Consider the following 26,945-nt stretch of genomic DNA (forward strand, 5'->3'; position numbering starts at 1 on the left):
CATGTTATTGCCAAAACGCGTAAAATATCGCCGTCAACACCGCGGAAAAATGCGTGGCCTAGCTAAAGGCGGCACTGAAGTTACATTCGGTGAATTCGGCCTACAAGCTATGGAAGCTTCTTGGATCACTAATCGTCAAATTGAAGCTGCCCGTATTGCGATGACACGTTACATGAAACGTGGCGGTAAAGTTTGGATTAAAATATTCCCACATAAGCCTTACACTGCAAAACCTCTAGAGGTGCGGATGGGTTCTGGTAAAGGGGCACCTGAAGGCTGGGTTGCTGTCGTTAAACCAGGGAAGATTATGTTTGAAATTGCAGGCGTTTCTGAAGAAGTTGCACGTGAAGCACTTCGTCTTGCAATGCACAAACTTCCTCTTAAATGTAAGTTTGTAAAACGAGAAGAAATTGGTGGTGAATCAAGTGAAAGCTAATGAACTACGTGACCTAACCACTGCTGAAATTGAACAAAAAGTAAAATCTCTAAAAGAAGAGCTTTTCAACCTTCGCTTTCAATTGGCGACAGGACAACTTGAAAATACTGCGCGCATCCGTGAGGTACGTAAAGCAATTGCCCGTATGAAAACAGTTGTTCGTGAGAGAGAAATCAGCGTTAACAAGTAATTACCTGAGAGGAGGTTCACATAATGAGTGAACGCAACCAACGCAAAGTTTACACTGGACGCGTTGTTTCTGACAAAATGGAAAAAACCGTTACCGTTCTTGTTGAAACGCACAAAAAGCATCCTTTATATGGTAAACGCGTTAAGTACTCTAAAAAGTTTAAAGCTCATGATGAGCAAAACGAGGCAAAAATTGGCGATGTAGTACGTATCATGGAAACTCGTCCGTTATCAGCTACTAAACGCTTCCGTTTAGTTGAAGTAGTAGAAAAAGCTGTTATTATTTAATTGTTCGGATTAAGCAGCATTTCCGAAGGGAGGTTACACACATGATTCAACAAGAATCACGTTTAAAAGTTGCTGACAACTCTGGTGCTCGTGAAGTACTTACCATTAAAGTTCTAGGTGGTTCAGGCCGCAAATTTGCTGGTATTGGTGACGTTATCGTCTGTACAGTGAAACAGGCAACACCAGGTGGCGTTGTCAAAAAAGGTGACGTTGTTAAAGCTGTTATAGTACGTACAAAGAGCGGCGCTCGTCGTCAAGATGGTACTTACATTCGTTTCGATGAAAACGCATGTGTAATTATCAAAGATGATAAGAGTCCGCGTGGAACACGTATCTTTGGCCCAGTTGCCCGTGAACTTCGCGATAGCAACTTTATGAAAATCGTATCTTTAGCTCCAGAAGTATTATAATTTAAATTCAAATGCCTTTAAGGAGGTGCTTAATGATGCATGTGAAAAAAGGTGACAAAGTAAGAGTCATCTCTGGAAAGGATAAAGGCAAAACAGGTGTAATCCTTGCAGCCTATCCTAAAGAAAGCCGTGTACTAGTAGAAGGCGTAAATATAGTGAAAAAACACTCAAAACCTTCTCAAGTGAATCCACAAGGCGGAATCATCAGCTTTGAGGCTCCAATTCATGTATCGAACGTAATGCCTATCGATCCTAAGTCTGGTAACCCGACTCGTGTAGGTTCCACAACGGTAGATGGCAAAAAAGTACGCGTAGCAAAATCCGGTGAGATTTTAGATAAATAGTTAAAATTTAGAAGGGAGGTACAATAAGTGAGCCGCCTAAAAGAAAAATTTATTAAAGAAGTGACTCCTGCTCTTATGAGCAAGTTCAACTATAAATCAGTAATGGAAGTTCCTAAACTTAACAAAATCGTTGTGAATATGGGTGTTGGTGACGCTGTTGCCAATGCAAAAGCACTTGATAATGCAGTGGAAGAACTTGCAACAATTACAGGTCAAAAACCTGTCGTAACACGCGCGAAAAAGTCAATCGCTGGCTTCCGTCTACGTGAAGGTATGCCAATCGGTGCAAAAGTTACACTTCGCGGTGCACGCATGTACGAATTCTTGGATAAATTAGTTTCCGTTTCTTTACCTCGTGTACGTGACTTCCGTGGTATTTCTAAAAAAGCATTCGACGGTCGCGGTAACTATACTTTGGGTATTAAAGAACAATTAATCTTCCCTGAAATTGATTACGATAAAGTAAGCAAAGTTCGTGGTATGGATATCGTTATCGTAACGACTGCTAACACTGATGAAGAATCTCGTGAACTTTTAACTCAATTTGGAATGCCATTCCAAAAGTAATCGTAATAAGGGAGGCGAAAACGTGGCTAAAAAGTCAATGATTGCGAAACAAAAACGCACGCCTAAATTCAAAGTACAAGAGTACACACGCTGCGAACGTTGTGGTCGTCCACACTCTGTATATCGTAAATTTAAGCTTTGCCGTATTTGTTTCCGTGAATTAGCATACAAAGGACAAATTCCTGGTATCAAAAAAGCTAGCTGGTAAAACTAATAGTCTGGGAAGGAGGTAAAAATAATGGTCATGACAGATCCAATTGCTGATATGCTTACTCGCATTCGTAATGCGAACATGGTGCGTCACGAAAAGTTAGAAGTGCCTGCTTCTAATATCAAAAAAGAAATTGCTGAGATTTTAAAGCGCGAAGGTTTCGTACGTGACGTCGAATTTATCGAAGATAATAAACAAGGTATCATCCGTATCTTCTTAAAATACGGTGCAAGTAACGAACGTGTTATTACTGGTCTTAAGCGCATAAGCAAGCCTGGACTTCGAGTTTACGCAAAATCAACGGAGGTACCACGTGTTCTTAACGGTCTTGGTATCGCATTAGTATCAACATCTACAGGTGTTATTACAGATAAAGAAGCTCGTGCAAAACAAATTGGCGGCGAAGTATTAGCTTACGTTTGGTAAGATGAGTTTCTGAATGAATGGAGGTGCACTGAATGTCTCGCATAGGAAAAAAACCAATTGAAATTCCAGCAGGAGTTACAGTTACTTTAAATAAAAATACTGCAATTGTAAAAGGACCTAAAGGTGAGCTTACACGTTTTTTCAATCCTGAAATTACTATTAATGTTGAAGAGAATGTTGTAACAATCACTCGTCCGTCTGACGTAAAAGAACACCGCGCATTGCACGGAACAACTCGTGCGGTACTTGCAAATATGATCGAAGGTGTTTCTACTGGCTTTACAAGAAACCTAGAATTAATCGGGGTTGGGTACCGTGCGCAAAAGCAAGGTAACAAACTTGTATTAAACGTAGGCTACTCTCATCCAGTTGAGATCGAACCTGAAGAGGGCCTTGAAATCGAGGTTCCTGCCAATACAAAAGTTATTATCAAAGGTACTGATAAAGAACGTGTTGGTGCATTAGCAGCTAATATTCGCGGAGTTCGTCCTCCAGAGCCTTATAAAGGTAAAGGAATTCGTTACGAAGGTGAATTTGTTCGTCGTAAAGAAGGTAAAACAGGTAAGTAATGCTGCAAAAAGGTAAACGAAAGGAGTGACGTAAATGATTACGAAGCTTGATAAAAACGCTACTCGCAAGAAAAGACATGCTCGTGTTCGTGCGAAACTTAGCGGAACTTCAGCTCGTCCACGTCTAAATGTGTTTCGTTCTAACAAACATATTTATGCTCAAGTAATTGATGACATAAACGGAGTAACTTTAGCGAGTGCTTCAACTTTAGATAAAGAATTCACTTTGGAAACTTCAAGTAATTTTGAAGCTGCACAAAAGGTCGGAGAATTAGTGGCGAAACGTGCAGTTGAAAAAGGTATCACTTCTATTGTCTTTGATCGTGGCGGATACCTATACCATGGACGTATTCAAGCATTAGCTGATGCTGCCCGTGAAAACGGCCTACAATTTTAATAGACAAAGGAGGGACACATAAAGATGCGTCGTATTGATCCAAACAAACTTGAACTAGAAGAACGCGTAGTCACGGTTAACCGTGTTGCGAAAGTTGTTAAAGGTGGACGTCGTTTCCGTTTTACTGCTCTTGTAGTAGTTGGCGATAAGAACGGCCATGTCGGTTTCGGTACTGGTAAGGCTCAAGAAGTACCAGATGCGATTCGTAAAGCCATCGAAGATGCAAAGAAAAACTTAGTCGAAGTGCCAATGGTTGGAACAACAATTCCTCACCAAGTAATTGGACGTTTTGGTGCTGGTGAAATCCTTCTAAAACCTGCTTCTGAAGGTACAGGAGTTATCGCTGGTGGTCCAGTCCGTGCTGTTCTTGAGTTAGGCGGGGTAGCTGATATCCTTTCTAAGTCATTAGGAACAAACACTCCAATTAATATGGTTCGTGCTACAGTTGACGGTTTAACACAATTAAAACGTGCCGAAGACGTAGCAAAACTTCGTGGGAAATCAGTAGAAGAACTGTTAGGATACGGGGGGAAATAAAATGGCGAATAAACTATTAGTTACCCTCAACCGCAGTGTGATTGGCCGCCCTGGTGACCAACGTGAAACAGTTAAAGCACTAGGATTACGTAAATTAAACCAAACAGTTGAGCACCAAGATAACGCTGCTATTCGCGGTATGATTACCAAAGTTGCTCACCTTGTAACGGTTAAAGAACAATAATTGATTCTTTTCTTTCCATAAGGAGGTGCCAATATGAAACTTCATGAATTAAAACCTACCGAAGGCTCACGCAAAGAACGCAAACGTTTAGGACGTGGTATCGGTTCTGGTCAAGGGAAAACAGCAGGTAAAGGTCATAAAGGACAAAATGCTCGTTCTGGGGGCGGTGTACGCCTTGGTTTTGAAGGTGGACAAACACCATTATTCCGTCGCTTACCAAAACGTGGATTTACAAACTTCGCCCGTAAAGAATTTGCCATTGTAAACCTTGATACTTTAAATCGCTTTGAAGAAGGTACAGAAGTTACTCCAGAACTTCTTATCGAATCAGGCGTTGTTAGTAACGAAAAGGCAGGAATCAAGATTCTTGCTAAAGGGAACGTTGAGAAAAAGTTGACTGTAAAAGCTCACAAATTCTCCTCTGCTGCTAAGGAAGCGATCGAAGCTGCTGGTGGAAACACTGAGGTGATCTAATGTTCCAGACAATCTCCAATTTTATGCGCGTGGGTGAGATAAGACGTAAGATCATATTCACCCTACTAATGTTAATTGTATTTCGACTCGGTACATTTATTCCTGTACCGAATGTAAATGCTGATGTTCTTGCAAATCAAGATAAGCTTAGTGTTTTCGGTATCTTAAATACTTTTGGCGGTGGAGCATTAAAGCAGTTCTCCATCTTTGCAATGGGTATCATGCCGTACATTACTGCATCGATTATCATTCAGCTTTTACAAATGGACGTTGTTCCAAAGTTTACAGAATGGTCTAAGCAAGGTGAATCAGGTCGTCGTAAGATTGCTCAATTCACACGTTATTTCACCATTGTGCTTGGATTTATCCAAGCATTAGGTATGTCCTATGGCTTTAACAATTTAGCCGGCGGCCAATTAATTCAAAACCCTGGAATTGGTACGTATCTATTGATTGCCGTGGTTTTAACTGCTGGAACAGCATTTTTGATGTGGTTAGGAGAGCAGATAACAGAAAAAGGTGTAGGGAATGGAATTTCCATAATCATCTTTGCTGGTATTGTTGCTGGTATGCCTAGTACCATTAATCAAATCTATGTACAGCAATTTGAAAACGCGGGAGATGCTTTATTCTTACGTATTGTAACAGTTGTGCTCATAGCTCTTGCAGTTATTGCCATTGTTGTTGGTGTAATTTTCATCCAGCAAGCCAATCGTAAGATTCCAATTCAATATGCAAAACGTGTTGTTGCAGGCCGTAATCCAGTAGGAGGACAATCCACTCATATGCCGTTGAAAGTTAACGCAGCGGGTGTTATTCCTGTAATCTTCGCGGTTTCATTTATTGTGACCCCAAGAACCATTGCATCATTCTTTTCACAAAATGATGTAACACTTTGGATTACAAAGATATTTGATTATTCTCATCCAATTGGGATGACTTTATATGCAGCTTTAATTATCGCGTTCACTTATTTCTATGCTTTTATCCAGGTTAATCCTGAACAAGCTGCGGAAAACTTGCAAAAGCAAAGCGGCTATATTCCGGGAATTCGACCGGGTAAGAGTACACAGGAATACTTAACACGTGTTTTATATCGTTTAACTTTTGTTGGTGCCATTTTCCTTTCTGTTATTGCCGTACTGCCAATGCTATTTATTAATTTAGCTAACTTGCCGCAATCGGCTCAAATTGGGGGAACAAGCCTGCTAATCGTTGTCGGTGTTGCACTTGATACGATGAAGCAGCTTGAAGCACAATTAGTTAAACGTCATTATAAAGGTTTTATTAAGTAAAAGTTTTGGGGGCCCTTGCTCCCAAAAACCTATTTATAGCACGAGGGGGGAACACGTGTGAATTTAGTATTAATGGGTCTTCCGGGTGCCGGTAAAGGCACGCAGGCTGAAAGAATCGTCGACCATTACGGCATCCCTCATATCTCGACTGGAGATATGTTCCGTGCAGCGATGAAAGAAGGAACTGACCTAGGAATGAAAGCAAAATCATTCATGGATAAGGGCGAACTTGTTCCTGATGAAGTAACAATCGGTATTGTCCGTGAACGGTTGAGTAAAGAAGACTGCCAAAAGGGATTCTTACTTGATGGCTTTCCTAGAACAGTACCTCAAGCAGAAGCGTTAGAAAAGCTACTAGTTGATTTAAATAAAAAAATTAACTATGTAATTAATATTAACGTTGATAAGGGTATTCTAATGGATCGTTTGACAGGACGTCGTATTTGCAAGGACTGTGGGTCTACGTATCATTTAGTTTTTAATCCCCCTGCAAAAGAGGGAGTGTGCGACCGTTGCGGCGGTGAGCTATACCAACGAGCAGATGATAATGCCGAAACAGTTCAAAACAGGTTAGACGTAAATATCAAACAACAAGAACCATTACTTACCTTTTATGAATCAAAAGGTTATCTGCGCACGATTGACGGGCAGCAGGATATTCATAAAGTATTCGCTGTTATCGAACAATTACTTGAGGGCTTACATTAATGGTCATTAGGGTTACTGTGCGAGCGACTCTCGAACATCTCTTCAAAAGAAATCAAAAGTATGTGGAAGCGAATGACTTTTCTATTGTACTGAGTATGTAGGACCGAGAGTTGGGCAAGACTTACATGGGAATTGCTATTCCTGATTAAGTTGAAATTACTTGCGGACAGAAGACGAGCAATATGTTAGAATTAAAAGGTTGCTATTAATTGTACGAATGAGAAGAGTTGCAGTAATTTTCGAACACTATTTTTGATTAGGAGAAGGGAGACGAGACTGATGGCCAAAGATGATGTTATTGAAATTGAGGGTAAGGTTATTGAAACTTTGCCAAATGCAATGTTTAAGGTAGAATTAGAAAATGGTCATAGTGTGCTAGCTCATGTTTCTGGTAAAATTCGAATGCACTTCATTCGTATCCTTCCGGGTGACAAGGTGACTGTTGAGCTTTCTCCATATGACTTAACACGCGGAAGAATTACTTACCGCTTTAAATAATTGCTTGCACTCCGTACTACTAAGGAGGTTAGGATAATGAAAGTAAGACCATCTGTCAAACCGATCTGCGAAAAGTGCAAAGTTATCCGTAGACGCGGAAAAGTTATGGTTATCTGTGAAAACCCTAAACATAAACAAAAACAAGGTTAATTCTGAAGGAGGTGCGCTCATTTATGGCACGTATTGCTGGTGTAGATATTCCACGTGAAAAGCGTGTAATTATCTCTTTAACATACATTTATGGTATTGGCAAAAATACTGCACAAAAAGTATTAGCAGAAGCTGGTGTTTCTGAAAATACTCGTGTGCGTGATTTAACTGAAGACGAATTAAACAAAATCCGTGAGATCATCGACAAATTAAAAGTTGAAGGTGACCTTCGCCGTGAAATTTCTCTTAACATTAAGCGTTTAATGGAAATCGGCTGCTACCGCGGATTACGTCATCGTCGTGGTTTACCGGTTCGTGGACAAAATACGAAAAACAACGCTCGTACACGCAAAGGTCCTCGTAAGACTGTAGCGAACAAGAAGAAGTAATCGGCAAAGGAGGTTATTTAAATGGCACGTAAAACTAATACACGTAAACGTCGTGTTAAAAAGAATATTGAACAAGGTATCGCGCATATCCGTTCAACTTTTAACAACACAATCGTAACTATTACTGATGTTCACGGTAATGCAATTTCTTGGTCAAGTGCTGGTGCGCTTGGATTTAGAGGTTCTCGTAAATCGACTCCATTTGCAGCGCAAATGGCAGCTGAAACTGCAGCTAAAACATCAATCGAACATGGCATGAAAACTTTAGAAGTAACAGTTAAAGGACCTGGTGCAGGTCGTGAAGCTGCTATTCGTGCTCTTCAGGCTGCTGGTCTTGAAGTAACAGCAATTAAAGACGTTACACCTGTTCCTCATAATGGATGCCGTCCACCAAAACGCCGTCGTGTTTAATTTTCTTGTATAGAACTTGTATCATGCGTCTATAATGGATATGATACTAAATTTTTGAGTTCATACAGGTAATTTATTCATTCCAGTTGTTGTGCACAATCGGGAAAGTATACATGGGGGAATTTCGATTAGCTTGACTGCTAACTCGAGATTTCGACGTTTTGAAGGAGGGTTATTGGATGATTGAAATAGAAAAACCAAAAATCGAAACGATTGAGATCAACGATGATGCCAAGTTCGGTAAGTTCGTCGTAGAGCCACTTGAGCGTGGATATGGTACCACTTTGGGTAACTCCTTACGTCGTATCCTATTATCTTCACTCCCAGGTGCCGCTGTTACATCGATTCAGGTCGATGGGGTACTTCATGAGTTCTCAACAATTGAAGGCGTCGTAGAGGATGTAACATCTATCATTTTAAACATTAAGAAGTTAGCGTTAAAGATCTATTCTGACGAAGAAAAAACACTTGAATTTGATGTGCAAGGCGAAGGACCTGTTAAGGCAAGTAATATTACCCATGACAGTGATGTTGAGATTTTAAATCCAAACCTTCATATTGCTACATTAGCTACAAATGGACATCTTCGCATGCGTTTAACAGCTAAACGTGGACGTGGGTATACACCGGCTGTTCAAAACAAAAGAGAAGATCAACCGATTGGTGTTATTCCGATTGATTCTATTTTTACGCCAGTTTCTCGTGTGTCCTTTCAGGTAGAAAATACACGCGTGGGTCAAATGTCCAATTATGATAAGCTAACGCTTGATGTATGGACAGATGGCAGCACGGGTCCAAAAGAAGCAATCGCGCTTGGTTCAAAAATTTTAACTGAGCATTTGAATATATTCGTTGGGTTAACTGATGAAGCTCAAAATGCTGAAATCATGATTGAAAAAGAAGAAGATCAAAAGGAAAAAGTTCTGGAAATGACAATTGAAGAACTCGATCTTTCTGTTCGTTCTTACAACTGCTTAAAGCGTGCTGGAATCAATACTGTTCAGGAATTAGCTAATAAGACTGAAGAAGATATGATGAAGGTTCGTAACTTAGGCCGCAAATCACTTGAAGAAGTGAAGGCGAAACTAGAAGAGCTTGGATTGGGCCTGCGTAAAGACGACTGATTCGTTCAACGTTAAATACAAAAGCTTATTAATCCTGTTTAATGACTTCAACAAAGGAGGGAACCCTTCATGGCATACAGAAAGTTAGGACGCACAAGTGCACAGCGTAAAGCTATGCTTCGTGATTTAACTACAGATTTAATTATCAATGAGCGCATTGAAACAACAGAAACTCGTGCGAAGGAAATTCGTGTGACTGTTGAGAAAATGATCACTTTAGGTAAACGTGGTGATTTGCATGCTCGCCGTCAAGCTGCTTCATATGTTCGTAATGAAGTTGCTGATGCTGAAAATAATACAAGTGCATTACAAAAACTTTTCGCTGATATCGCTCCACGTTATCAAGAGCGTCAAGGTGGATACACTCGAATTATGAAACTTGGACAACGCCGCGGTGACGGTGCACCAATGGTTATTATCGAGTTAGTTTAATACCTTTTAACAGACAACAAGGGCGCTGGACAGTTTACAATCAAACTTGTTCTTTGCCCTTTTTCTGTAAGTGAAATTCAATAATATTGTTCGCCCCAAGCCAAAAAGAGCGTTATGATCAGCGTGACTTCGATATATTGGAGCGAATGGAAAGAGTTTTTTCTATTCTTTGATCACGTCTCGTCTAGCTCATGCACCTCCTCCCATTTCTTTTATAGAAATCCCTTTTTTCGCAGCGTAAACGCGTGCTGCCCAGGGACGAGGTGCAGGCTTTTTTTTATATGGAAAAGGGGCATAGCTTCGCAAATAGTATAAAAAAACATGAGCTGAGTACAGGTTAGCCGAGGGGAGGAATTAGACAATGAAAGAGTCAATTGTAACGCTCAAGGAAGTTTCCTTTCAGTACGATTTGCAGGAACGGTATGCACTAAATAATGTAAGCTTTAATATTTATGAAGGGGAATGGCTGGCAATTGTCGGGCATAATGGCTCCGGTAAATCTACGATGGCAAAGCTTTTGAATGGCTTGCAATTTCCACAGGAAGGCGAAATAACTGTGTGTGGTACATTGCTGAGCGAAGAGTCTATCTGGGATATCCGCAGAAAAATCGGAATGGTTTTTCAAAATCCTGATAACCAGTTTGTTGGCACAACGGTACAGGATGATGTGGCTTTTGGTTTAGAAAATAATGGCATACCTAGAGAAGAAATGGTTCAAAGGGTCGAGGATTCATTAAGAAAAGTAAAGATGGATAAATTTCTACATCAAGAGCCCCACCATCTTTCAGGTGGACAGAAGCAGCGGGTAGCGATTGCTGGTGTCCTGGCTTTACGACCGTCAATCATTATCCTTGATGAAGCAACATCGATGCTTGATCCAAGAGGCCGTGAGGAAGTAGTTGAAACTGTTAGACTTTTAAAAGAAGAGAAGTCTTTAACGGTCATCTCGATTACACATGACCTTGAAGAGGCGGCAAAAGCAGACCGCATAATTGTTATGAACAAAGGGGAAGTTTTTCGCGAAGGAACTCCAGAAGAGATTTTCTCGATGGATGAACAATTGATTCAGTTAGGATTGGATATTCCCTTCTCGGTAAAAATGAGTAAAGCGTTTCGCCAAAAAGGAATTGAACTTTCTAAGCATTATTTATCGGAAGAAGAGTTGGTGACAGAGCTATGGACATCTCGCTGCAACATGTAGAGTACCGTTATCAAGCAAACACTCCTTTTGAAAGTCTGGCGATTGAGGATGTATCGATTGAAATTCCGACAGGCATATATATGGCCATTATCGGCCATACCGGTTCGGGTAAATCAACAGTCCTGCAGCATTTAAATGCCCTGTTGCAGCCATCAAAAGGAACCGTAAAGATTGGCGAACATGAAATTAAAGGCGGGCAGAAAAATAAGAACTTAAAGAAAGTCCGTCAAAGGGTCGGGATTGTCTTTCAATTTCCTGAACATCAATTATTTGAAGAAACAGTTGAAAAGGATATTATTTTTGGTCCGCTAAATTTTGGCGTTTCTGAAATAGAAGCAAAGAAAAGGGCACGAATTGCTCTGAAACAGGTTGGTCTGGGCGAAGAGATCTTAGAAAAATCACCATTTGACCTCTCAGGGGGACAAATGCGACGTGTCGCGATTGCTGGGGTACTTGCCATGGAGCCCGATGTCCTCGTCTTGGACGAGCCTACAGCAGGACTCGATCCGCGTGGTCGTAAAGAAGTTATGGATATGTTCTACGCTCTTCATAAGGATAGAAACCTTTCTACCATCCTCGTCACACACAGTATGGAGGATGCAGCAAGATATGCTGATCAAATTGTGATTATGCAGCAGGGCAAGGTGGTCAAAAAGGGTACACCGGAGGAAATTTTCTCTGCCCCGACAGAATTGGTTCAAATGGGATTGGATGTCCCTGAGGTTGTTCGTTTTCAGCTCAAGCTTGAGGAGAAAATGGGTATGAAATTAGAGAAAATCCACCTAACGATTGATGAGTTATCTTCTGCCGTAACAGACCAATTAAGCAGAGGTGTCCGCTCATGATGGAGAAAATGATTTTTGGCCGCTACGTACCGGCGGATTCCATTATTCATAAGATGGACCCGCGCTCAAAATTAATGATCATATTCCTATTTGTTTGTATCATTTTTTTAGCGAACAATGTAGTAACCTATGCACTTATCGGTATTTATACCTTTTTCATGCTTGGACTCTCAAAGGTCCCGGTTCGCTTTCTTTATGGCGGACTGAAACCGGTTTTATGGCTTGTTTTGTTTACCTTAGTGCTTCAGTTGTTTTTCACAAAGGAAGGTGCCCTGTTGTTTGAATGGGGTCCGGTCAAGATTTATGAAGAAGGAGTAAGGATGGGGATTTTTATCTCGCTGAGATTCTTCTTTCTCATTTTAATGACATCATTATTGACGCTAACAACTACTCCAATCGAGATAACTGATGGACTTGAAACACTATTACATCCGTTAAAAAAGGTTCGTTTTCCCGTCCATGAAATGGCCTTAATGATGTCAATATCTTTGCGATTTATTCCAACGCTAATGCAGGAAACAGACAAGATTATGAAAGCCCAGATTGCCAGGGGTGTTGAATTTGCGAGTGGTCCCTTTAAGGAGCGAATTAAGGCGGTCATACCGCTGCTCATTCCTTTGTTTGTCAGCTCCTTTAAAAGGGCCGAAGAGCTGGCAATTGCTATGGAAGCAAGAGGCTATCGCGGCGGCGAAGGTAGAACGAAATACCGGCAATTATCCTGGCAGAGGGCAGATTCTTTCCAGATTGGGCTGTTGATTCTTTTAACTATATTATTATATTTATTACGTTCATAAATGGAGCAAAACTATGCAAAGGTATAAATGCATTATATCCTATGATGGCTCGGGCTTTTCCGGTTATCAAGTGCAGCCAAATAAACGGACCGTGCAAATCGAACTGGAAGCTGTTTTATCAAAAATGCATAAGGGTGGTACGATTAAAGTGTCTGCCTCTGGCCGTACGGATGCGGGTGTCCATGCGAAGGGGCAGGTTATCCACTTTGATTCACCGCTTTTAATTCCTGAACAAAGGTGGAAGTATGCCTTGAATTCAATGCTGCCTGAAGATATTTCTGTGCTTTCAGTTGAAAAGGCGGCTAAATCCTTTCATGCCCGTTTTGATGCCGTAGGGAAGGAATACCGTTATGTACTTCGGTTATCCTCTGAAAGGGATCCTTTTCAAAGGAAATTTGCCTATCAGTACCCTTACCCTTTAAATATCGGTGCAATGCGGGAGGCAAGTCGCTATTTCTTAGGCGGGCCCCATGACTTTACGAGTTTTTGTTCAGCAAAGACGGATGTTTTAGATAAGGTTCGAACAATTGAAACGATAGATATTATTATCGAGGATGATCTCCTTACTTTTCGTTTTGTAGGGAATGGCTTTTTGTATAATATGGTCCGCATTCTGGTAGGAACTTTATTAGAGGTTGGGTCAGGAGAACGCAGGCCTGAAGAAATCCCTGCTATTTTAGAAAAGAAAGACAGGCGCTTTGCCGGGAAGACAGTTCCTGGTCATGGATTGTACCTTTGGGAAGTCTTTTATTAAAACAACCTAACCTGGTGTAACATTTTCTTGACATATGGACGTGAAGGATTTATTATATTATATGTGTGTATTTTATCCCCACGATAAAGCCCCGGAAAGTCTTCATCGTGATTAAAAATATATGAACTGAAACTTAAGCGCACAAGGGCATAGACACTCATTCCCGGAACAGAATGGATCCGTCAACTGCTTATATATTCGTGCGAAGACAATAATCTTTAATGGATTTAATTAGGAGGGAAACTCATGCGTACAACGTTTATGGCAAATGCCAACAATATCGAGCGTAAATGGTACGTGATTGATGCAGAAGGCAAAACTCTTGGTCGTCTTGCTTCTGAAGTAGCATCAATCCTACGTGGTAAAAACAAACCAACTTTTACACCACATGTTGACACTGGTGATAATGTAATCATTCTTAACGCATCTAAAGTAGAACTAACTGGTAAAAAATTGACTGACAAGATTTACTATCGTCACACAATGCACCCAGGTGGTTTAAAACAAAGAACAGCTCTTGAAATGCGTACTAACTATCCTGAGAAGATGATTGAGCTTGCTGTTAAAGGCATGCTTCCAAAGAATTCTCTTGGTCGTCAAATATTTAAAAAATTACATGTATATGCTGGCGCTGAACATGCGCACCAAGCACAAAAACCAGAAGTTTACGAACTTCGCGGATAATATAAAGGGAGGGAATTAACTTGGCACAAGTTCAATATATTGGTACTGGTCGCCGTAAGAGCTCTGTCGCACGTGTGCGCATGGTTCCAGGCACAGGTAAAATTGTAGTTAATGGTCGTGACATCGAAGATTATATCCCATTTGAAGCGTTACGTGTTGTTGTAAGACAACCATTAGTAGCAACTGAAACAGTTGGCAGCTATGATGTTCTTGTAAACGTAACTGGCGGTGGATACACTGGTCAAGCTGGCGCAATCCGCCACGGTATTGCTCGCGCATTACTTCAAGCTAATCCAGAATATCGTCCTACATTAAAGAGTGCTGGATTATTAACTCGTGATGCACGTATGAAAGAACGTAAAAAATACGGTCTTAAAGGTGCTCGTCGTGCGCCTCAGTTCTCAAAACGTTAATCTTTGGCTTTTTGGAGACTCTCAAACCCTTTGGTTTGGGGGTCTTTTTTATATCCTGAAAAAAAGGCTTGGCTTCTAGTGAACTAGAACCAAGCCCTTTTATTAATAATTTTCTGTAACCTCAGACCTTTCTCTTTTCCCTTTACCTGCCCATGCAATTAATATGGCAATGATTAAGGCAAACCCCAAATATCCCATAGTGGAGTATACCTTACCAACTAATGTTGTGAATCCTACCAGGCTTGCACCGAGTCCAAGCAGGCCAATTATAACAACAGCTGGTTTAAATGATTTACTTTCTGGTTTAATGAAACGAACGGTAAACGCGTAGAACATACCAACCGCAGTGTTGTACATCATACCAAGAAGTGCAATAGCCATTAGGATGCCGACTACTGGGTGAATTTGCGCAGCAAGTTTAAGCGTTGGCATATCAGCTCCGCCCACAACATCGATTTTTACAAACATGGCGATATTAATTAAAATAATTAGCGCCCCAAGCATAATGCCACCAAGAATACCGCCCATACCCGCAACTTTACGATCTTTAATTGTTCCGCCCATAACAATTAATAATGCTGCACCTGCAGCGAGATTATAGGATACATATAACAACACGCCTAAAACCCAGTTTGATGCTGCAGGACTTTGTTCTTTTGCTAACGTATTTGCCTCAGACAATGATATATCCATTGTGAAGATAGAATAAATTAATATAATGAAAATGATAACCATTAAATAAGGCGTCACCATTGCAATTAAATTAATAATATTTTTTACGTTTAATAATAAAGTGAAGAGGGTGGCAGCTACCATAATCAAGCTGCCAATCAATGGATTGATACCGAACATTTGATGGAAAGTCGAACCTGAACCGGCGAACATGACTACGGCGACACCGAATAAAAAGAAAGTAATTAATACGTCTAAAATAAATCCGACATAACGGCCACCGATATAATAAATAACCTCCTTATGTGAGGATGTTTGTAGATCTGAGCCCAACTGTGCCAATGTGTAGCCTAAAAAGGCGAATGCTATAGCAGCAATCACTCCTCCAACAGTTCCCCAAACCCCAAAGTTTGTAAAATACTGCATAATTTCCTGCCCTGAAGCGAAGCCAGCCCCAACAATCAGTCCGACAAAAGCACTACCGATTTGTAAACTTTTCTTCATTCATTTCCCTCCTTTATTTGTAATGTTTCTTAGCTGCTGTAAATGATTTCACTGCTTCCCTATCGACTGCATAACCAATTCCCGCCGTTTGAGGCACTTTAATAAATCCATTTTCTACAATAACCTCAGGCTCGATAATATCTTTTTCCCAGTAACGGCTTGAGCCGGCAGTATCCCCGGGTAAAATAAAGTTTGATAAGGTTGTTAATGCTACATTATGTGCCCGGCCGATACCCGATTCCAGCATGCCGCCGCACCATACCGGAATGCCATTTGCTTCACAGTAATCATGGATTTTTTTCGCTTCTGTTAATCCACCGACCCGGCCAATTTTAATATTAATGATCTTTGTACTGCCGAGTTCTACCGCTTTACGGGCATCCTCCACAGAATGGATACTTTCGTCTAGGCAAATTGGCGTTTTTAGCATTTTTTGCAGCTGTGCATGATCAATTATGTCATCTGATGCTAAAGGCTGTTCAATCATTGTCAGGTCAAAAGCATCAAGCTGTTTTAAAGTTTCTGCATCCTCTAAACGATATGCCGAATTTGCATCCGCCATTATGGCAACGTCCAGGAATTTCTCCCGTAATGTACGCATTACATCTACATCCCAACCCGGCTTAATTTTCACTTTAATTCGTTTGTAGCCTTCCTTCACATATTCATCAACTAATAATACTAAGTCATCAATTGATTTTTGAATGCCGATACTAATCCCAACCTCAATTTTGTTCTTGTGACCGCCAAGTGCTGAAGCAAGGGTTTGATTGGTTTGTTGGGCATAAATATCCCAAACGGCGCCTTCAATTGTAGACTTTGCCATATTATTTTTGCGAATTGGGGCAAACAGTTCACTTACTTCATCAGGATGTTTTAAATCTTTATTTAATATGATCGGAATTAAAAAATCTTCTAGCATATGCCAATTCGTTTGTAATGTTTCTTCGTTATACCAAGGTGAATGGAATGCAACTGATTCACCCCAGCCAATTGTGCCGTCTTCATCTTTTGCTTCCAGTAATAGAAAGTCTTTATCAGTAAATGTCCCAAAGCTGGTGGTGAATGGTGCATTTAATTTCATTTTTAAATGACGGATTGTTATTTCTGTAATTTTCATTGTGGTTCTCCTCCAAGTGATAACATTTCTTTTTTTACCATAATATACTCATTGTAGGTTTCATCCGGCTGTAATCGAACAACGGCGTACCCTGCATTAAATAAGCGTTGGAACTGTATGCGTGTCTGCAAACGCCAATCCATGGCAAGTTCTTGGTTCGTGGCTTTTAAGGATTGAAAGTCTTTAGGTACCGCCACTGAATAAGCAGGTTGATCTAGTTTTTGGTCCTTGCCTGCAACGAAGATGGGAAAGCCAGCTTTGTTAAGTGTAAGAGTACTTAAGGTAGCTGTCCGTTCAATTTTTGGTACATGTTTTTTAACAACATAAGGACTCGTCAAATGCCAATGTAGTTCGAAACGATCAGAGGGTAATCCTTGATTGAAGACGTTTTGCATTTCTCCGTAGCAATTTTCTATATAGGTGTCACAAATACCATTAAGTTTGGTTAAGTTTAAATAACCGTTTCGAGTTTCGAGTGGATCGAATGTCCATTTCATTAAGTCAAAGCCTTTTACAATCGCAATTTCACGCTGCGTGAGTTTTAGTTTTTCACCAATGCCTTGTGAGCGGTATGCCTCGTCAATACCAAGCATATGTGAGCATAAATAGCTTTTTCCATCACGGAAGCCTGCAAAACCATAGCTAAAACCGATTAAACACTCTCTGGTAAAGGCACCTACCATAATGCCTCCGTTTTTTACTGCTGTTAATGTCTGATGTGTCGGAATCGCTTGTGTTCCCCATACCTTGAATTCTAGCTCTTGAATTTGCTCCATTTCATTAATTGTTTTCAGTTCTCGAATTTCAATCATTGATATTCGCTTCTTTCTACTTGTTGTAATGCCAGCATTAATGCTTTAGTAATAATTTGCGCACCAATTGGCAATTGTTTTTGGTTAAATGTCATCTGTGGATGATGTAATCCTGGTGTCACACCGCAGCCAAGCCCAAGCATCGTTGTTTGCAGGTGTGGTCTTGTATAGGCGTAAAAGTGAAAATCCTCTCCTCCAGGTGTGACAATTTCCGGTGCTAAGTTTTCTTTACCTGCCACATCAATAATCGCTTGCTGCATAATCCCTTTTGCCCTATCATCAACTTGAGCCGCTGCAATGTGAGCATCCACCTGATAATCGATTGATATGCCGTACATTGTACTTACTGCTGCAACAACCTTTTCAAATCCTTTTGTTAAAGCCTCCATTGTTTCATTATTTTGGGCCCGTGCATCAATACTAAAGGTTGCTTTACCTGGAATAACATTCGTTGCTGTCCCGCCGGCATGAAGCTGCGTCATTTTAATAGAAGCTGACTGAGCAGGGCTAATCCATATTCGTTTTAATCCGTCACATAATGTTGCCGCTGCCTCGATGGCGTTCACACCTTTCTCAGGTCGGGCTCCGTGTGCTTCAACACCATTAATTGTTCCAGTTAAAAGCTTTGCCGCTCCATGATATAACGCTGGAGCATATGCTCCGTCTAGTAGTTCAAATACCGGTCTTACATGTATGCCGAATAAAAATGTAAGCGGGTCAACAACTCCTTGCTCGACAAGAGCCTTTGCCCCTTGTGCTTTTTCCTCCGCTGGTTGGAAAATAATTCGAACTGCTCCAGTAAGTGTGGGGACCAGCTCTTTTAATAAAAGGATTGTACCAAGTGCCATCGTCATGTGTCCGTCATGTCCACATGAATGATTAGCACGGAATTGGCCGTCCACTTCTTGCCAGAGTGCGTCCATATCTGTACGGAATCCTACTTTAGGAGTTCCTTCCCCAATGTCTACAAATAGACCAGTCATATTCTCAAATGTATGAGGTTCAAAACCTTCTTTTCGGAGAAAGTCTGCCACATACGCAGTTGTTTCAACTTCGCCCCAGCTAACTTCAGGATTCCTATGCAATTGGTCAAAAATCGTTTGTAAACGTTCTGCTAATTGTTGTTCTTGCATCTGTATTAACTCCACCGATCTGCAATAAAGCTATTTTTATAATCGTCGTACTTAACACGCTGGCTATTGTAGTAATCTGGATCGTATGTCATCATTCCTGTTACAAAAATATTAAGAAACGAAATAAGTGACGGCATAAGATCAATGGTGGAAAGCACAGATTGTTCTAATATAAAAGAGTACGAACAATGCTTGTGGATAGGAGCCAGCCTCGAATCAGTAATGGCTATGACCGTTATACCACGCTCATGAAGTGTCTCAGCAATTTGAATAGGCTCTTTAAAGTACCTGTGTAATGAAATCAAGATGACTACGGATTGTTTATCTATTTCTTGCAATGTACGAATTAATTCTGATGTTTGAGTTTGAACAAGCTTCACATTCGGCCGAAGAATATTCAGCGTAAAATGCAGCCACTGTGCACCAAAAAGGGATGCACCTGCACCAACAATGTAAATATTTTTTGCCTCATGTAATTTACGTGTGGCCTCACTAAATAACTTTTTATCAACCTGTCCGGCAATTCTGATAATTCTAGAGCTATCTTTGTTCATTCCTTTTTCCACGAGGCACTGGTCATTGAAAAGCTCCCTTTTAGAGGAAACGTAATTACCCAGCGAACTGACAGTTGCATGGTTAAAAACAAATAGAGTAATTTCCTTTTGCAGCTGTGCATATCCTTCGAGCCCAAGTGCATAACAGAAACGAATAACGGTCGTCTCACTTGTCCCGGCTTTCTCACCAACTTCCGCAGCTGAGTGTACACTGACAAATGTAGGGTTATTTAACACAAAGTTCGCTACTTTTTGCTGCGACTTTGAGAGATGATTAAAACACTTCTCAATTGTTTCTTTGATTGTTTGAATTCCTTCCAAAAGAAGTCCTCCCTTTTATTATGAAATTAATGAAGTTTAGCCTTCCTTTTTAAAAAGATATCACAAATTGGATATTGGAACAATGAATATTCAGAAATTTATATTAGCTTTAGAATCATTTTATATCAGTTATAAACCCTATTTAATGGTGTCATGAATGAGGAAAAAAAAGTTCCCTTTAGACTTAGTCTAAGGGAACTTAGTTACTTATCATTTTGGTTCACTAGTTGATTTTTCACTGCATAAAGCGCGGCTTGTGTTCGGTCGGCCAGCTCGAGTTTTGACAACAGGTTAGAAACGTGAGTTTTAACGGTCTTTTCGGTTATGAAAAGGGAGGAGGCGATTTCTTTATTGCTTTTCCCTTTAGCAATTTCTTTTAACACATCCAACTCTCTTCTCGTTAAGTCTTCTAGTTTTCTGGGTTTGCTTTTATTGGACAAATTGGCCAGTAAATGCGAAGTAGCTTTTGGGTGAAGCTGGTTTTCTCCGCTGATGATTTTTTTGATCGATGCGACTAGTTCATCAGGCTGGATGTCTTTTAACTGGAATCCGGAAGCTCCTGCTTCGAGGGCGGGGATGACATGATCTTGATCGGAAAAGCTGGTCAACATCAAAATTTTGATGTTAGGCCGCTCCATTTTAATGATTCTTGTTGCCTGGATTCCGTCCATTTCAGGCATTACCAAATCCATGAGAATTAAATCGGGGTCGAGTGATTTTGCCAATTCAACGGCTTCTTTTCCATTTGCGGCTTCTCCAATAATATCAAGGCCTTTTTGGGTTTTTAAAAAAAAGACTAGGCCTCTTCTGACAACATGGTGGTCGTCTGCGATTAATATTCGAATACTCATTAGCTTTCCCCCTAAAACGGAATGTGGATCTGTATCTCTGTTCCGCCTCCTAGTTTACTTTTTAAATAAAAAGTTCCATTTAACGCTTCTGTTCGTGTTTTCATACTTTTTAATCCCAATGAGGGAATTTCGAGATTTTCTCTATAATGGAAGCCACAGCCCGCATCCTTGATGGTCATCTGTACTCGATCTTTGGAAGCATGGAAAAATAGAACTGCGGCTGTGGCCTGGGAATGCTTTTTACAATTGGCCAGTGCCTCTTGCCCGATTCGCCACAACGCTTCTTCCACTTTTCCAGGAATGCTGGCTACTCCTGTCACCTTTGTTTCAATGGATAGACCGAGCATATCGGCATAACTTCTCAGGGCACTTACTACTCCATTTTCCAGTCCCAGCGGCCGAAGCTGCCAGATTAATGCTCGCATTTCCCCAAGAGCCTCCTGGGACAGGTCCTGAATATAGCTGAATGTTTGTTTTACCTCTTCATTTTCTGTCATTTCAACGCCGGCTCTTGCGGTAAGGCTTAGGGAAAATAACAGCTGATTAACGGAATCGTGAAGATCCCTTGCAAGCCGGTTTCGCTCGGCCACAAGTGCTGTCTCTTGTTCCCGCTGGGTCAGTTTGATTCGTTTCAATGCGGTTCCGATTTGAAAGGCAACTGCTTCGAGCAGGGCAAGTTCATTTTTTTGAAAATGAGTTTTGTTTGGCGCGCCTACATTTAAGATACCGAACCGTTCCTGTCCTGCTCGGAGCGGGACAGTCGCATGATGGGTCAGGCCGCAAGTATCTCCAGCCTTCTCTTCAAGAGCATCTTCAATTCGTTTACATTCCATAATATTAGATGCTTTATTTAGTTGTTGATTGTTGTATTTATTCACGCACCAGCACTTGCCCTGGCACATTCTTTGTTTATCGTTACTTGCCAATGCGGGCGGAAGGGCTTCATCTGCTGTGAGCTGATGGATACCATTTTCATCGATTAAGAAAATCCAGCCTATTTGCAGGCCGGTCACATGAAGAAGCCTTTTTAAAACACCAGACAATACGGCCTTTGTGTCTGTTCCTTCATTTAAAAGCTCAGCGATTTCCTTTAATATGCCGATTTCCTCATATCTTGCCTTAACAGACATTCCAGTTTCTCCTCCAGCGTGTTGTATCTCCTGTTATTATAGCTTATTTACAATTTTCAGACTCCTGTTATTGGAGATTAAAACGTAATTTTCCTTTTCAACTGAATTTTAAACGGCAAATATATGCACTTAAGGACAAAACTCAGTGGGTAAGCAGATAAAATGTCTTTAATAAGCCCCTTAATGTCGCCGCGATTACTTAAACAGGTTGAATTTGTAAGAATTCAATAACTTCCCGATCTGGTCCTTCAAAGAAGACAATCTCCCAGCCATTTTCCAGTGTATAAGGGCCTTCTATTTTGCAGATGTCTTCCAACCGATTCATCACCCCAAGTAGGTAACTAACCTCAAAACAAATATGAGTAGCTTTATCGGTCTTCTGTTGACCAGAAATCAACTCCAGTCTAAAATCCCCCAAAACCAGAAACACAATCTCTTCCCCCATGAAAAACATTCGGCATTCTTCCTGAAGACCGAGGTAGTTTTCATAAAAAGCGACAGATTCCTCTATATTGTTCACCTCAATAGCATAATGATGAAAACGCATGCTAGTGCCTCCAATCATAAAATGAGATTCATGTCCCCAAACTCATGCCATAAATAACCTGCTTTGATAGCCTCGTTATAGGCCTTGAGCAAAGGTTGTTCGGATACAAAGGCGGACAGCATATCGAGGTGGCTTGCCTTCGGTTCATGAAAACCCGTAATAATGCCATCTGCAATTTTTAAAGGATACTGTTGATTGATATAAAGATTCGTCATCCCAGACAGAACACCGTTCATGGCTGCCGTTTCAAGCGCCCTAACCACAGTCGTACCAACAGCAATTACCCTTTTTCCGGATGCTTTTGCCTCAACAATCCTTTCCATTGTACGTTCCGAGATATGATACTCTTCCTCGTTCTCTTCGGGTGTCTGGACGAAGTTATCATCAAGCAAAAAGCTTAATCCGGTATGCAGCTGGATAAAATCAACCTTTATGTTTTTGCGCTTCAATTTAAATAGCAGCTCCCAGCTGAAGGCCCTGCCAGCGGAGGGCATCTCTACGGAACCGGGATGGCTGGCAAAAACCGTTTGATAGTAATCCAAATCCCATGGCTGTTCAATATATTCATAACGTACCGGCTCGCCAAGGGCATAGATGATATTGAATAGGTCCGTTCCTTTTTTCGTAAACGCAATGATTTTAAGTGGAGTATTTCCTTTTTCACCTATCACGGTTGCTGTCAATTCGGGTGAAAATTTTAGTGTATCGCCCATTTTTACAGGGTTTGCCACAACGAGTGCTTCCCAAGTGTCCTCACCATGGCGCCTTGCTAATCGAACCTCTACCCTTTGTGCTAGTTGAATCGTTTTCCGACGCCATTCAGCATGTATAACGGCAGGAATGGTGCGGCTATTATTTAAAACGACCAGATCTCCAGGTTGAAGATAATCTGCCAAGTGGAAGAAATGATCATGCTTGATTTCTCCTGTAGCGCGGTCTAGAACCATCATGCGGACATGATCTCTAAGTAGGCCCCGTTTTTCAGGGGGATGGGATGCATTTAGTTTACTTGGTAGATAAAAATCCAACGCTTTTGTCGCCACCATTGTTACACCTCCTCTGACTGGGCTGCAAATCGCTGACCATTTATTCCTGCAGATTTATCCGATGCCAGATATAAAAAGATGTCAACAACATCCTCTGGCTTAGCCAAGGGGTAATCGCAACCGGGAACAGCTAACTGATGCATGTCTGTATCCATTTCTCCCGGATCGACCATGTTGACGCGGATATTGGTTTCACTCAATTCATCTGCCCATGTTTGCGTCAGGCCCTCGACGGCAAATTTTGAAATTCCATAGGCGCCCCAGCCGGCAAAGCCGGTATGACCAGCTTCCGATGTGACGTTGATAATTGATCCAACATTGCGCTCAAGCATCCCTGGAATTACTCTTCTCGTGACAAGAAAGGGCGAAACCGCATTTACCCGGAGTACCTCGGCAAAGTCATCCTCAGGGTAATCGAGCAGCAATGGCATTGGACTCGGCCCTAAAATAGACGCATTATTAATCAGGACATCAATCTGACCATAAGCTTCCACTGTCATCGCCACAAATCGTTCCACATCCCTTGGCTTGGAAATATCAGCAGTTACCGCCAGAACTTCAACTCCAAAGTCTTCCGCTTCTTCCTGTACTCTTCGCAGGCTTTCCAATGACCTTGCACATATCGCAAGCCTTGCCCCTTCTTTAGCAAAAGCTAGTGTCAATGCTCTCCCCAATCCTTTAGAAGCCCCTGTGATCATCACTACTTTTTTACTCATCTGAAATCTCCCCTTCATTCCTTGATGTCTTAAGCATAACGGTTCCTTCCAAATCCTCCTTCAGAAAAAAGCTTGAACTTTACCTACAACTTTTGACTGAGGAAATAATATTAAAAATTGGAAAAAGCCTCTGTGCATTTCTTATGAACGAGGGATAAAGACTAGTGCTAAGAGGTGAAAATGAAGTGACTGTGATTACAACCTTTAAAGAAAAAAGACGGGAAAAACAAATAAAATACGAGCGTTCCGTACTTCGGGACTTATCGATCACTACATTGAAGGAAAGAGTACGGCATTATTTTGGATCAACGAAAATTGCCTCAAGCTTTACCATGAATACCGGAATTGAGGAGGCATGTTATGATGTCGCACTTGAGGCCTTTTTATTAGGAGCAAAATTCAGCAAGTTTGGCTATCATGGGGAAGATTTAGAAGCCGTGCGTATGCGTTGCTTTAGAGAAGAAAAACACTTAATTGATACGTTATACAACTTTTTACTTTATTGGGGAAATGGCGAAGAAGGGACAATGAGTGAGTCGCTTTATTACCTATGTGAACAATATATCCATGTCTGGTGGAGAGAAGGCTACGAAAAAGGACAGAGGCGCCATAAACTTCGTCTTCATTAATTCCCGCCCAATTTTCTTCCTGTTCTATTTTTTCTCCTTGTCCCATATAGTTTATTGAACAAGGGACGAGCGGGAAGGAATGATTTGGGTGTTAATGCGAAGATTGAAAATAATAAGTTTTATTGTCGGTTTATTTGTTTTATTTCTGATACTGCAGCATGATTTTATTGAGGATGACTCGTGGAAAAACTGGAATCTTCCTTTGTCAGGAAAAATCATTTTGCTTGATCCTGGTCATGGAGGACCTGATGGCGGGGCAGGGACAGGTGAAACGCTGGAGAAAGACATTGCTTTAGAAATCACGCTAAAAGTCAGAGACTATCTTCAACAGCAAGGGGCACTCGTAATCATGACAAGGGAAACTGATAAAGACTTAGCGGATCCTGGGACAAGGGGCTATAGCCGAAGAAAAGTAGAGGATCTGAAAAAAAGGTTAAAAATGATCAACAACGGCGATAATGACTTATTTGTCAGCATCCATTTGAATGCGATTCCGTCGGCAAGATGGAGCGGTGCTCAAACCTTCTATGCACCACATCATGAGGAAAATGCCCGGGCTGCTAAATTTATTCAAGAAGAGCTCCGCAAGAACCTAGAAAATACAACCCGCAAAGCGAAACCAATCAGTAATATTTATATATTAAAAAATGCTAAAAAGCCGGGAGTTTTGGTAGAAGTCGGTTTTCTTTCAAATCCCACTGAAAAGGAAAATTTAAAAAAGGATTCCTATCAGGAAAAAGTAGCTATCTCCATTTATCAGGGAATTATCCGTTATTATACGAATGAAAAGGAATTAAAGGAAACCGATTAAGGAAGGTGGAAACCCTCCATTTTTTTCGACTAATAGGGAAGTATAAACTTTTTTCGGCAGTTTATACTTTCCTATTTCGCATAAGTGCAACTACGCCTCATGAACCGCCTAACTGCTCGCCAATCGGCGAGTTTTCTTTATCTGGGTTTATTGTGTGATTCAGTTAACTGTTTCTATGTTTAGGTATGATATACTTGAAGATGGAAACGAATTCAAAAGGTGAGGTGCTTTTTATGTTAACAGAAGTGAGAGTCCATGAGGTTCTTGGCAGCCTCAAAGAACCATTTTTACATAAAACATTAGCTGAATTAAACGCAATTGAAGAAATTAAGATTAAAGAGGAAAAAAATCATGTCAGCGTTAAGGTAGCAATCGCTAAAACGGGTACATCTGAACAACTGCAGCTTCAAACACAGATCGTTAATCTTTTAAAAGAAGCGGGAGCAGCATCGGTTGGCATCCGTTTCAGTGAGCTATCTGAAGAAGTATTAGCTGCCCACCGCTCAGCAGAACCTGAATCAAAAGAGAAGAATTTACTTTCTTCCAAAGAAACCACCTTCATTGCGATTGCGAGCGGTAAAGGCGGTGTGGGTAAATCGACAGTATCTGTCAACCTTGCTGTTGCCCTTGCACGTTTGGGTAAAAGAGTAGGTCTGATTGATGCAGATATTTACGGCTTTAGCGTTCCGGACATGATGGGAATTACCAAAAGGCCAGTTGTCCGCGGCGAAAAGATTATCCCTGTAGAACGTTTTGGCGTCCAAGTCATTTCCATGGGCTTTTTTGTGGAAGATAATTCCCCAATAATTTGGCGCGGCCCAATGTTAGGAAAAATGTTAAACAGTTTCTTCAATGAAGTAGAATGGGGAGAAATTGATTATTTACTTTTAGACTTGCCACCAGGAACTGGGGATGTCGCCTTAGATGTTCATACCATGCTCCCTGCATGTAAGGAAATTATCGTCACTACTCCACATCCGACGGCAGCCTTTGTTGCCGCGCGCGCGGGAGCTATGGCACTTAAGACGGACCACGAGATTCTCGGTGTTATTGAAAATATGGCTTATTTTGAAAGTAAGCTAACCGGTGAAAAGGAATTTGTATTTGGCCAAGGCGGCGGTGATAAATTAGCTGAGGAATTAAATACAGAAGTACTTGGACGACTTCCGCTTAACCAGCCAGACTGGAATGATGAAGACTTTGCACCATCGATTTATCAGGAAGATCATCAAATTGGAAAAATTTATCTTGAAATTGCGGAAAAAGTAACAAGCCTGCTAAAAAAATAACTAAAATGGCCTCCTCCATATGTAAAATGGAAGAGGCCTTTTTGAAAGATAAGTATATAATTTTCCACTTTGAGAATTGT

Annotated in this window: 40 protein-coding genes; 30 read left to right on the forward strand and 10 right to left on the reverse strand. The window is 41.0% G+C overall.

The window, feature by feature from the left end; translation table 11 throughout:
- Position 1 precedes the first annotated feature (1 nt).
- The 27 genes from rplP (at position 2) to rpsI (ending at position 14,730) form a co-directional block, all read left to right on the forward strand.
- Positions 2–436, forward strand: coding sequence for a 50S ribosomal protein L16 (gene rplP, locus BSO02S_RS21090; RefSeq protein WP_066072325.1), 435 nt, complete (start codon positions 2–4; stop codon positions 434–436).
- The gene (gene rpmC, locus BSO02S_RS21095) at positions 426–626 is read left to right on the forward strand and encodes a 50S ribosomal protein L29 (RefSeq protein WP_007085282.1); all 201 of its coding nucleotides are present in this window, start codon (positions 426–428) and stop codon (positions 624–626) included. The genes rplP and rpmC overlap by 11 nt, the downstream gene beginning before the upstream one ends.
- A 23-nt stretch (positions 627–649) precedes the next feature.
- Positions 650–913, forward strand: coding sequence for a 30S ribosomal protein S17 (gene rpsQ / locus BSO02S_RS21100; RefSeq protein WP_066072328.1), 264 nt, complete (start codon positions 650–652; stop codon positions 911–913).
- Positions 914–954: 41 nt separating this feature from the next.
- The gene (rplN, locus tag BSO02S_RS21105; RefSeq protein ID WP_066072331.1) at positions 955–1,323 is read left to right on the forward strand and encodes a 50S ribosomal protein L14; all 369 of its coding nucleotides are present in this window, start codon (positions 955–957) and stop codon (positions 1,321–1,323) included.
- Positions 1,324–1,358: 35 nt separating this feature from the next.
- Entirely contained in the window at positions 1,359–1,667 is a 309-nt protein-coding gene (rplX, locus tag BSO02S_RS21110) for a 50S ribosomal protein L24 (RefSeq protein WP_066072434.1), read from the forward strand.
- 27 nt (positions 1,668–1,694) lie between these two features.
- Positions 1,695–2,234: a 50S ribosomal protein L5 gene (gene rplE, locus BSO02S_RS21115; RefSeq protein WP_066072334.1), complete on the forward strand. Its 540-nt coding sequence runs from the start codon at positions 1,695–1,697 to the stop codon at positions 2,232–2,234.
- A 22-nt stretch (positions 2,235–2,256) separates the two neighbouring features.
- The gene (rpsN, locus tag BSO02S_RS21120) at positions 2,257–2,442 is read left to right on the forward strand and encodes a 30S ribosomal protein S14 (protein WP_066072337.1); all 186 of its coding nucleotides are present in this window, start codon (positions 2,257–2,259) and stop codon (positions 2,440–2,442) included.
- Positions 2,443–2,472: 30 nt separating this feature from the next.
- Positions 2,473–2,871: a 30S ribosomal protein S8 gene (gene rpsH / locus BSO02S_RS21125; RefSeq protein WP_066072340.1), complete on the forward strand. Its 399-nt coding sequence runs from the start codon at positions 2,473–2,475 to the stop codon at positions 2,869–2,871.
- A gap of 32 nt (positions 2,872–2,903) precedes the next feature.
- The gene (gene rplF, locus BSO02S_RS21130) at positions 2,904–3,440 is read left to right on the forward strand and encodes a 50S ribosomal protein L6 (protein ID WP_066072343.1); all 537 of its coding nucleotides are present in this window, start codon (positions 2,904–2,906) and stop codon (positions 3,438–3,440) included.
- 34 nt (positions 3,441–3,474) lie between these two features.
- On the forward strand, positions 3,475–3,837 hold the full coding sequence (gene rplR, locus BSO02S_RS21135) for a 50S ribosomal protein L18 (RefSeq protein WP_066072346.1): 363 nt from the start codon (positions 3,475–3,477) through the stop codon (positions 3,835–3,837).
- 24 nt (positions 3,838–3,861) lie between these two features.
- Positions 3,862–4,374, forward strand: a complete 513-nt coding sequence (gene rpsE / locus BSO02S_RS21140; protein ID WP_066072349.1) for a 30S ribosomal protein S5 — start codon at positions 3,862–3,864, stop codon at positions 4,372–4,374.
- A gap of 1 nt (position 4,375) precedes the next feature.
- Complete coding sequence (gene rpmD, locus BSO02S_RS21145; RefSeq protein WP_066072352.1) at positions 4,376–4,558, forward strand: 50S ribosomal protein L30; 183 nt, start codon at positions 4,376–4,378, stop codon at positions 4,556–4,558.
- Between the two features lie 33 nt (positions 4,559–4,591).
- Positions 4,592–5,032 carry a 50S ribosomal protein L15 gene (rplO, locus tag BSO02S_RS21150; RefSeq protein ID WP_066072355.1) on the forward strand — a complete coding sequence of 147 codons (441 nt, stop codon included), beginning with the start codon at positions 4,592–4,594 and terminating at the stop codon, positions 5,030–5,032.
- Positions 5,032–6,327, forward strand: a complete 1,296-nt coding sequence (gene secY, locus BSO02S_RS21155) for a preprotein translocase subunit SecY (RefSeq protein WP_066072358.1) — start codon at positions 5,032–5,034, stop codon at positions 6,325–6,327. Before rplO ends, secY begins: the two co-directional genes overlap by 1 nt.
- A 57-nt stretch (positions 6,328–6,384) precedes the next feature.
- A complete protein-coding gene (locus BSO02S_RS21160) occupies positions 6,385–7,035 on the forward strand; it encodes an adenylate kinase (protein WP_066072361.1) in 651 nt (216 codons plus the stop codon).
- Positions 7,036–7,314: 279 nt separating this feature from the next.
- The gene (gene infA / locus BSO02S_RS21165) at positions 7,315–7,533 is read left to right on the forward strand and encodes a translation initiation factor IF-1 (protein ID WP_027322634.1); all 219 of its coding nucleotides are present in this window, start codon (positions 7,315–7,317) and stop codon (positions 7,531–7,533) included.
- 36 nt (positions 7,534–7,569) lie between these two features.
- The gene (gene rpmJ, locus BSO02S_RS21170) at positions 7,570–7,683 is read left to right on the forward strand and encodes a 50S ribosomal protein L36 (RefSeq protein WP_000868344.1); all 114 of its coding nucleotides are present in this window, start codon (positions 7,570–7,572) and stop codon (positions 7,681–7,683) included.
- 23 nt (positions 7,684–7,706) lie between these two features.
- Positions 7,707–8,072, forward strand: a complete 366-nt coding sequence (gene rpsM / locus BSO02S_RS21175; RefSeq protein WP_066072363.1) for a 30S ribosomal protein S13 — start codon at positions 7,707–7,709, stop codon at positions 8,070–8,072.
- 21 nt (positions 8,073–8,093) lie between these two features.
- Positions 8,094–8,483 (forward strand): 30S ribosomal protein S11, encoded by a 390-nt coding sequence (rpsK, locus tag BSO02S_RS21180; protein WP_066072366.1) that lies wholly within the window; start codon positions 8,094–8,096, stop codon positions 8,481–8,483.
- Positions 8,484–8,662: 179 nt separating this feature from the next.
- On the forward strand, positions 8,663–9,607 hold the full coding sequence (locus BSO02S_RS21185) for a DNA-directed RNA polymerase subunit alpha (RefSeq protein ID WP_066072369.1): 945 nt from the start codon (positions 8,663–8,665) through the stop codon (positions 9,605–9,607).
- Between the two features lie 69 nt (positions 9,608–9,676).
- Positions 9,677–10,039, forward strand: a complete 363-nt coding sequence (rplQ, locus tag BSO02S_RS21190) for a 50S ribosomal protein L17 (RefSeq protein WP_066072372.1) — start codon at positions 9,677–9,679, stop codon at positions 10,037–10,039.
- 361 nt (positions 10,040–10,400) lie between these two features.
- Positions 10,401–11,240 (forward strand): energy-coupling factor ABC transporter ATP-binding protein, encoded by an 840-nt coding sequence (locus BSO02S_RS21195; protein WP_066072377.1) that lies wholly within the window; start codon positions 10,401–10,403, stop codon positions 11,238–11,240.
- Positions 11,216–12,085 (forward strand): energy-coupling factor ABC transporter ATP-binding protein, encoded by an 870-nt coding sequence (locus BSO02S_RS21200; RefSeq protein WP_066072380.1) that lies wholly within the window; start codon positions 11,216–11,218, stop codon positions 12,083–12,085. Before BSO02S_RS21195 ends, BSO02S_RS21200 begins: the two co-directional genes overlap by 25 nt.
- Positions 12,082–12,879, forward strand: a complete 798-nt coding sequence (locus tag BSO02S_RS21205) for an energy-coupling factor transporter transmembrane component T family protein (RefSeq protein ID WP_066072385.1) — start codon at positions 12,082–12,084, stop codon at positions 12,877–12,879. Before BSO02S_RS21200 ends, BSO02S_RS21205 begins: the two co-directional genes overlap by 4 nt.
- A 13-nt stretch (positions 12,880–12,892) precedes the next feature.
- Positions 12,893–13,633: a tRNA pseudouridine(38-40) synthase TruA gene (gene truA / locus BSO02S_RS21210; RefSeq protein ID WP_066072388.1), complete on the forward strand. Its 741-nt coding sequence runs from the start codon at positions 12,893–12,895 to the stop codon at positions 13,631–13,633.
- A 246-nt stretch (positions 13,634–13,879) separates the two neighbouring features.
- The gene (rplM, locus tag BSO02S_RS21215; protein WP_066072391.1) at positions 13,880–14,317 is read left to right on the forward strand and encodes a 50S ribosomal protein L13; all 438 of its coding nucleotides are present in this window, start codon (positions 13,880–13,882) and stop codon (positions 14,315–14,317) included.
- A gap of 20 nt (positions 14,318–14,337) precedes the next feature.
- Positions 14,338–14,730: a 30S ribosomal protein S9 gene (rpsI, locus tag BSO02S_RS21220; RefSeq protein WP_066072396.1), complete on the forward strand. Its 393-nt coding sequence runs from the start codon at positions 14,338–14,340 to the stop codon at positions 14,728–14,730.
- A 102-nt stretch (positions 14,731–14,832) separates the two neighbouring features.
- On the opposite strand, the gene BSO02S_RS21225 is transcribed toward rpsI, so the two are convergent.
- The 10 genes from BSO02S_RS21225 to BSO02S_RS21270 all read right to left on the reverse strand — a co-directional run bounded on the left by BSO02S_RS21225 (position 14,833) and on the right by BSO02S_RS21270 (position 24,136).
- Positions 14,833–15,906, reverse strand: coding sequence for a YkvI family membrane protein (locus tag BSO02S_RS21225; RefSeq protein ID WP_066072399.1), 1,074 nt, complete (start codon positions 15,904–15,906; stop codon positions 14,833–14,835).
- A 13-nt stretch (positions 15,907–15,919) separates the two neighbouring features.
- Positions 15,920–17,026, reverse strand: coding sequence for an o-succinylbenzoate synthase (gene menC, locus BSO02S_RS21230; protein ID WP_066072401.1), 1,107 nt, complete (start codon positions 17,024–17,026; stop codon positions 15,920–15,922).
- The gene (locus BSO02S_RS21235) at positions 17,023–17,838 is read right to left on the reverse strand and encodes a GCN5 family acetyltransferase (protein ID WP_066072404.1); all 816 of its coding nucleotides are present in this window, start codon (positions 17,836–17,838) and stop codon (positions 17,023–17,025) included. The genes menC and BSO02S_RS21235 overlap by 4 nt, the downstream gene beginning before the upstream one ends.
- Entirely contained in the window at positions 17,835–18,971 is a 1,137-nt protein-coding gene (locus tag BSO02S_RS21240) for an amidohydrolase (protein WP_066072409.1), read from the reverse strand. Before BSO02S_RS21240 ends, BSO02S_RS21235 begins: the two co-directional genes overlap by 4 nt.
- Before the next feature lie 5 nt (positions 18,972–18,976).
- Positions 18,977–19,846 (reverse strand): MurR/RpiR family transcriptional regulator, encoded by an 870-nt coding sequence (locus tag BSO02S_RS21245; protein ID WP_066072412.1) that lies wholly within the window; start codon positions 19,844–19,846, stop codon positions 18,977–18,979.
- 203 nt (positions 19,847–20,049) lie between these two features.
- A complete protein-coding gene (locus BSO02S_RS21250; protein WP_066072414.1) occupies positions 20,050–20,697 on the reverse strand; it encodes a response regulator in 648 nt (215 codons plus the stop codon).
- Positions 20,698–20,708: 11 nt separating this feature from the next.
- Positions 20,709–21,827 (reverse strand): GAF domain-containing sensor histidine kinase, encoded by a 1,119-nt coding sequence (locus tag BSO02S_RS21255; protein WP_066072417.1) that lies wholly within the window; start codon positions 21,825–21,827, stop codon positions 20,709–20,711.
- A gap of 199 nt (positions 21,828–22,026) precedes the next feature.
- Entirely contained in the window at positions 22,027–22,374 is a 348-nt protein-coding gene (locus BSO02S_RS21260; RefSeq protein WP_066072420.1) for a VOC family protein, read from the reverse strand.
- A gap of 14 nt (positions 22,375–22,388) precedes the next feature.
- Positions 22,389–23,420 carry an S-adenosylmethionine:tRNA ribosyltransferase-isomerase gene (locus BSO02S_RS21265; RefSeq protein WP_066072421.1) on the reverse strand — a complete coding sequence of 344 codons (1,032 nt, stop codon included), beginning with the start codon at positions 23,418–23,420 and terminating at the stop codon, positions 22,389–22,391.
- Positions 23,421–23,422: 2 nt separating this feature from the next.
- Positions 23,423–24,136: an SDR family NAD(P)-dependent oxidoreductase gene (locus tag BSO02S_RS21270; protein ID WP_066072424.1), complete on the reverse strand. Its 714-nt coding sequence runs from the start codon at positions 24,134–24,136 to the stop codon at positions 23,423–23,425.
- Between the two features lie 185 nt (positions 24,137–24,321).
- Between BSO02S_RS21270 and BSO02S_RS21275 the strand changes: the two genes are divergently transcribed.
- The 3 genes from BSO02S_RS21275 (at position 24,322) to salA (ending at position 26,865) form a co-directional block, all read left to right on the forward strand.
- Positions 24,322–24,765, forward strand: a complete 444-nt coding sequence (locus BSO02S_RS21275) for a YbaK family protein (RefSeq protein WP_066072428.1) — start codon at positions 24,322–24,324, stop codon at positions 24,763–24,765.
- Positions 24,766–24,844: 79 nt separating this feature from the next.
- A complete protein-coding gene (cwlD, locus tag BSO02S_RS21280; protein WP_066072431.1) occupies positions 24,845–25,576 on the forward strand; it encodes an N-acetylmuramoyl-L-alanine amidase CwlD in 732 nt (243 codons plus the stop codon).
- Between the two features lie 233 nt (positions 25,577–25,809).
- Complete coding sequence (gene salA / locus BSO02S_RS21285; protein WP_066072437.1) at positions 25,810–26,865, forward strand: iron-sulfur carrier protein/transcriptional regulator SalA; 1,056 nt, start codon at positions 25,810–25,812, stop codon at positions 26,863–26,865.
- The last annotated feature ends 80 nt before the right edge of the window (positions 26,866–26,945 follow it).

The organism is Neobacillus soli NBRC 102451 (genome assembly GCF_001591665.1).
GTDB classification, from domain to species: domain Bacteria; phylum Bacillota; class Bacilli; order Bacillales; family Cytobacillaceae; genus Neobacillus; species Neobacillus soli.